We start from the raw sequence: 5,536 nt of genomic DNA, 5'->3' as shown, positions 1-5,536 counted from the left end.
CACCGGCGCCCGCCGTAGCCGCAGAACCAGCGCCTGCTGCGCCCGCCCAAGCCCCTGCTGCACCACCCGCGGCGGCCCCAGCCCCAGCAGTGGCCGCAGCCCCGAGCTCGGACTTTGGCCGCCCGGTGGTCCTGGCAAACCCCAACCTGATGCAGGTAACCGACGGCGCCGGCTGCAAATGGGTACTGAGCAAATCGATCATCGGTGCAGGCGACACCCTGTCGTTCGGCACCACCCCTGCCATGCCGTGCCCGGCATCCGGCTTTGGCCAAGGCAGCTTCGACAGAATCAGCTGGAAAGCGGTGGGTACCTATCGTGGCGATAACTGGGACAAGGTCTATGCCCACCCCAGTGGCCTGATCTTCACCAAGCGCCTGGAGGCCGCAGTGAAGGACAAGGCGGTTTCCTACCTGACTGCCGACGCAGACCAGGCCGCATTCCTGGTGGGTGAAATCCCCGGCCGGCAGATGAAGGTGTACCTGACCTTCAGCCGTTCCAGCTATGGCGTATTGCGCCCGTTCGGCAGCGACCCGTACTACGTGGCGGTCACCCCGGACGAATCATTTGCCCTGGACCCGGCCAAGTACAAGGAGGCCGCGCTGGAGATCTTCGACCTGGTCAAGACCGCCTCGCCGTCCACCACCGATGTGGCCACCCTGTTGATCGTCAAGGACATCTCGGCCATCACCAACAGCCTTTGGGGCAATGACGCGCAGAAGATCACCCGCAACCGCATCGGCATCAACCGCCAAGGCCTGTTCTTCGATGTGCGCGACGGTGCCAACTGGGCGGTACAGCGTGAGCAGCAGCGCCAGCGCGAGCTGCGCCAGCGCCAGCAGGAACTGGCGCGCGTGCACACCCGTGTGCTGGAGCGCTACCAGCAGCTGCAGGACGGCATGAGCGAGTTCAAGGGGCGTGAAACCGAGGCGCTGGCGCAGATGGCCGGCATCAAGGTGCGCTTCGCGTCGCCACTGGAGCAGCAGAACCCGGCGACCTCGGCCACTGTGGCGACGATGATGGTGCATGTAACCGGCAAGCAGGGCGACTTCTACAGCATCGACTTCCCGAGCAAAGGCCGCCTGGTCGCGGACGAGGAATACGGCGAGGGCTGGTACGTAACCCAAGTGGCCAACGCCACGCCGTACTACCCGCTGGACGACGGCCGCGCGGTGCCCACCTACCGCGCCTACAGCGCCGGCGAGCCTGCGGCCTGCAAGCAGGAACACTGCGCCGACCGCGTGTCGTTCGGTGCCGTACTGGCCAAGGAATTCCCCAACGCCGGCATCGATTTCAGCTGGACCCCCGAGGTCTCCCAACAGTACGTGAACGACTGGAACAACGCTTCCGCCATGGTCCAGTGAGGCAAACACCATGATCAAACAGATGAACAAGAAGCAGCTGCTGATGGGCGGTGTGGCCGCAGCGGTGCTGGTGCTCGGCGGTGGCTATGCCCTGCTTTCCAGCTCGGGCAAGAAGGCTGCGATGGCCTACTACGACGACTTCAAGGAGCGCTACTTCCTGGAAGACGTCTTGTCCGAGGGCGACATTTCCTACTCGGCGTTTACCGGCAACCTGACCGTGGCCGACCCGGAGATCCGCGTGGCCGCCGCACAGACCAACGGGGCTCAGCAGTTTATGCGCGGCCTGTCAGGCCTGATGGAGTCGGTACAGGGCAGTGCCGCCGAGGAAGGCCTGGCCGGTTGGGCCAAGTACCAGCTCAATGCCAGCCGCGATGTGGCCGGCGTGTACCTGAAGGCAGATGCGCTGAAGCTGGCCCATGACGGGGACAGCAAGGACGGCAGCATCCATGTGCAGTTGCTGGGCATGCAGATGGGCAACCCGTTCGTGGCCACCAAGGGCGCCGAGGTGGTATTGGTGGCCGATGTCAGCGACGAGATCCAGCCACGGGCCGAGCTGCTCGCCAACGGGCGCGCCGCCCCGTCGAGTTTCAACTGGGGGGGCAACATGGCCGTGCGCCAGCCGGTGACCGGTGCCTTCCTGGTCAGCAGTACCGGCGACTTTGGTACCAAGGTCGACCTGGACTTCACCATCAAGCGCTCCAGCGACGGTGAAGGCTCGATGACGTTCGTGGTTACCCACCGCAACGACGGCTCCAAGGTCGGTGAGATCGTGCGCAAGGCCGAGTTCCAGTCGCTGCCGGAGCTGGACGATGTTGAAACCCAGCTCAAGAGCGCCCTGAGTGCCATGGTGATCGGCGCCTACAGCGCGTATTCCGGCCAGGCGGTGCTGGCGGAGGCGGTGAGCGGCTTTGCCCGCAAGGCCAAGGTCGAGAACTACACCTTGAGCTACAGCGGCTTCAAGCCGCTCAAGCAGGCGTTCAACGATTACCAGCAGCGGGTTCCCAAGGCCAAGTTCGCGGCATTCTGCCAGGAAGTGGGGCTGTCATCGTGGAGCAGTGATTTCGGCGCGAAGGCGAAGAACCACAGCGACTCCGAATGTGCCATCGGGCAGAAGCTGGTCGAAGACGGCCAGTTCGAGGAAACCTACACCTTCAAGGAAGGCAAGAGCCTGTTCGCAGCAGTGTTCGTGAGCAAGGCGTACCAGCTGGAAACCGATTGATGGGGAAGGGCTGAGCATTTAAGACCCTGCGACTTGGATCCAATGCTCAGTTTCTGTATCATCCCGCCGCCATCAGACGATGGCCGCAAATGTTTCATTTAAAGGACTTAGTAATGAAAAAGCTGTTCAAGGCCACTGTAGCCGTTGCTGTCGTTTCGGGTGTTGCCCTGCTGTCGGGTTGCACTGGCCAGGTTTACAACCAACCGAAAAACTGCACCTACGACTACCTGTTCCACCCTTCGGTTTCCATCTCCAAGATCATCGGTGGCTGCGGCCCGATCGATAAACTGCCTCAGCAGCAGTAATCTTGGCGGTACCCTGATCGCGCCCCTTGCGGCGTGATCCAATGCCCCCGGTCATGCAAATGGCCGGGGGTTTTTGTTATCCGGGCAAGGGTTACCAGCGCAGCGAAACGGTGCCGAGCAAGGTGCGCTCTTCACCCCAGTAGCAGCGCCCGGCGTTATTGCAGCCTGCCACGTATTCTTTGTCGAACAGGTTGCGCGCGTTCACCTCTACCGACCAGTTGTCGTCTATCTCGTAGCCTACCTTGGCGTCCACCAAGGTTACGTCACCCGTATCCAGCGTGCCGTACAGGCTGGCCGGGGTGTAGGCGAAGGTGCTGTCGAAGTGGCGCACGCCGCCGCCAAGCTGCAGGCCCTTGAGCAGCCCGTCACGCCAGCGGTAGGTGCCCCATACCGATGCCTGGTTGCGCGGCACGCCGGTCATCTGGTGGCCTTCGTACAACGACCCAGCCACGTCCTTGGTAATGCGCGAATCGGTGTAGGTGTAGGCGGCCGTCAGGTTGACGTGCTCGCTGAGGTCGCTGTTCAGTTCAAGCTCCACACCCTTGGCGCGGCTGGCGCCGATCTGACGGTAGTCACCCACGGCCGCGTCGTAGAGCACATCGTCCTTCTTGCGCAGGTCAAACACCGATGCGGTAAAGGCGGTGTTCCAACCTTTGGGTTCGTACTTGATGCCGAGTTCGTACTGCTCGCTGGTGGTGGGGTCGAGTGGGCCGCTTCTGCTTTCGGTCTGCTGGGTCGGGGCGAAGGCGGTGGCATAGCTGGCGTACGGTGACAGGCCATTGTCGAACTGGTACATCACGCCGGTTTGCCAGGTGAACTTGCTGTCCCAGCTGTTCATGTCGGCCGCGGCGTTGAGGGTGCCTGCCTTGTTGCGGTACTGGCTGTTGACCCGGTCCAGGCGCCCGCCCAGCAGCAGCACCCACCGGTCGACCTTGGTTTGCAGCTGGCTGTAGAGGCCGTACATGGTCTGTTCCAGCAGGGCGTTCTGCACAGGCGTCGGCGTACTCGGCTTGCCGTTCCAGACCGGCGCGAATACGTTGATGGTGCCGCCGTTGCCGGCATTCCAGTCCTGGTTGAATGAGGTGCGGTCCAGGCTCAGCCCTGCCAGCACGGTGTGGTCGAAGGCGCCGGGGGTGAAGTGGCCTTCGAACTGGTTGTCCAGCGAGTAGGCAATGGACTTGTTATAGCGGTCGTAGGCTGTGTTGCCGAGGGTACTGCCGAAGCCGTTGTCGTTCAGGTTGCCTGGCCACATTTCCTGGCGGTCGATGCGCGACTGCAGGTAGCGCGAGTTCTGGCGGAACTGCCAGGTGTCGTTGAAGCGGTGGCTGAACGCGTACCCCAGGCTCCAGGTTTCCCGCTCGAAGTTGTCCCAGTCCGGGTTGCCGGACAACTGGTCCTTGTCGATCTTGCCGTTGGGGTTGTGCAGCAGGGTACCGGCGGCGGGGAAGCCCAGCTCCATCAGGGTGCGGTCGCGCTGATAGGTGGCCAGCACGGTCAGGCTGTTGTCATCATCGAAATTCAGCGTCAGCGAGGGGGCAAGATACAGGCGGTCGTCGGGCTGGTGGTCGACCTGGGTGTCGGCGTTGCGGCCCAGCATCACCAGGCGGCCCAGTACATTGCCCGCATCGGTCAATGGCCCGGAAATGTCCACGCCCAGCTGGCGGCGGTTGTGCGAGCCGTAGCTCAGTTGCACTTCCCCGCGGGGCTCGGCGGTGGGCTGCTTGCTGACCAGGTTGACCACGCCGCCGGGGGCGTTTTCACCGTACAGGATCGAAGTCGGCCCGCGGAACACTTCCACCCGCTCCAGGCCATAGGGTTCGCTGCTGGTGTCGTAGCGGTTGCCCTGTACCCGTAGGCCGTCGCGCAGCAGGCCATAACCGTAATCGGTAGCGTTGAAGCCGCGGATGAAGAACAGGTCGCCGGCCTGGCCATCGCCGCCGGCGAAGGGCGGCGAGAAAATGCCCGGCACATAGCCCAGCACTTCGGTGAGGGTTTGTGACTGCTGGTCGTCCAGGCGCTGGCGGGTCACCACCGAGACAGAGCGTGGGGTATCGGCCAGGGCGCTGCTGGTCTTGCTGGCCGTGCTGCTGGCGACCGCACGGTAACCCGTGTCGCTCTGGCCGTTGCTGACCAGCAGGGTGGCTGCATTGATCGCGGTAGCGTCCAGTTGCAGGGCGTTGCCCTCGGCCAGCGGTTGCAGCACATAGCCGGCGTTGCCTTGTGCAACCGCTTGCAAGCCACTGCCCTGTAGCAGGCGGGCCAGGCCCTGGGCCACGCTGTAGCGGCCTTGCAGGCCCTGGCTGAGCTTGCCGGCGGCCAGCTCGTTGCTGCCGGCCAGGTAGATGCCGGCCTGGCTGCTGAACTGGTTGAGGGCGCTGGCCAGCGAGCCGGGGGCGATATCGAAGCGGGTTTCGGCGGGCTGTTCGGCATGGGCCAGGTTGGCCGGCAACATCAGCGGTGCGGCGGCACACAGCGAAAGGGGCGCGGCAAGCGCCAGGCGAAGCATGGGTTGGAAGGGCGTCGGCATGCGGGTCTCTGGAGTCGGTAAGGTGAGTTGGACGGGCTATGCCGGGTTAACCGAACGCGATTGGAAAAAGGGAACTGGCTTGGCATTATTTTTCATAACTGATGAACACCGCGTCGCCTGCTTC

4 protein-coding genes are annotated in these 5,536 nt (G+C 63.5%); 3 read left to right on the top strand and 1 reads right to left on the bottom strand.

Going from position 1 to position 5,536, the window contains the following annotated elements; translation table 11 throughout:
• From GYA94_RS26035 to GYA94_RS26025, 3 genes are all read left to right on the top strand, one after another.
• Window positions 1–1,361 (top strand): hypothetical protein (locus GYA94_RS26035; RefSeq protein ID WP_161893393.1); only part of this gene is annotated, 1,361 nt, incomplete at its 5' end.
• Between the two features lie 10 nt (window positions 1,362–1,371).
• Window positions 1,372–2,580 carry a hypothetical protein gene (locus tag GYA94_RS26030; RefSeq protein ID WP_161893392.1) on the top strand — a complete coding sequence of 403 codons (1,209 nt, stop codon included), beginning with the start codon at window positions 1,372–1,374 and terminating at the stop codon, window positions 2,578–2,580.
• A 113-nt stretch (window positions 2,581–2,693) separates the two neighbouring features.
• Window positions 2,694–2,885, top strand: coding sequence for a YhfL family protein (locus GYA94_RS26025; protein WP_003254720.1), 192 nt, complete (start codon window positions 2,694–2,696; stop codon window positions 2,883–2,885).
• 91 nt (window positions 2,886–2,976) lie between these two features.
• Here the strand turns inward: GYA94_RS26025 and GYA94_RS26020 are convergent, their stop codons facing one another.
• A complete protein-coding gene (locus tag GYA94_RS26020) occupies window positions 2,977–5,412 on the bottom strand; it encodes a TonB-dependent siderophore receptor (protein ID WP_161893391.1) in 2,436 nt (811 codons plus the stop codon).
• Window positions 5,413–5,536: the final 124 nt, after the last annotated feature.

Origin of the sequence: Pseudomonas juntendi, from assembly GCF_009932375.1 — a bacterium.
Classification (GTDB): Bacteria; Pseudomonadota; Gammaproteobacteria; order Pseudomonadales; family Pseudomonadaceae; genus Aquipseudomonas; species Aquipseudomonas juntendi.
The sequence above is the reverse complement of the archived record's forward strand: the minus strand, read 5'-3'. Positions and strand labels throughout refer to the sequence as shown.

Excerpts from the sequence above, each read along its gene's own strand:
- GYA94_RS26025 (WP_003254720.1), top strand. The coding sequence starts at position 2,694 with ATGAAAAAGCTGTTCAAGGCCACTGTAGCCGTTGCTGTCGTTTCGGGT.
- GYA94_RS26030 (WP_161893392.1), top strand. The coding sequence starts at position 1,372 with ATGATCAAACAGATGAACAAGAAGCAGCTGCTGATGGGCGGTGTGGCC.
- GYA94_RS26020 (WP_161893391.1), bottom strand. The coding sequence starts at position 5,412 with ATGCCGACGCCCTTCCAACCCATGCTTCGCCTGGCGCTTGCCGCGCCC.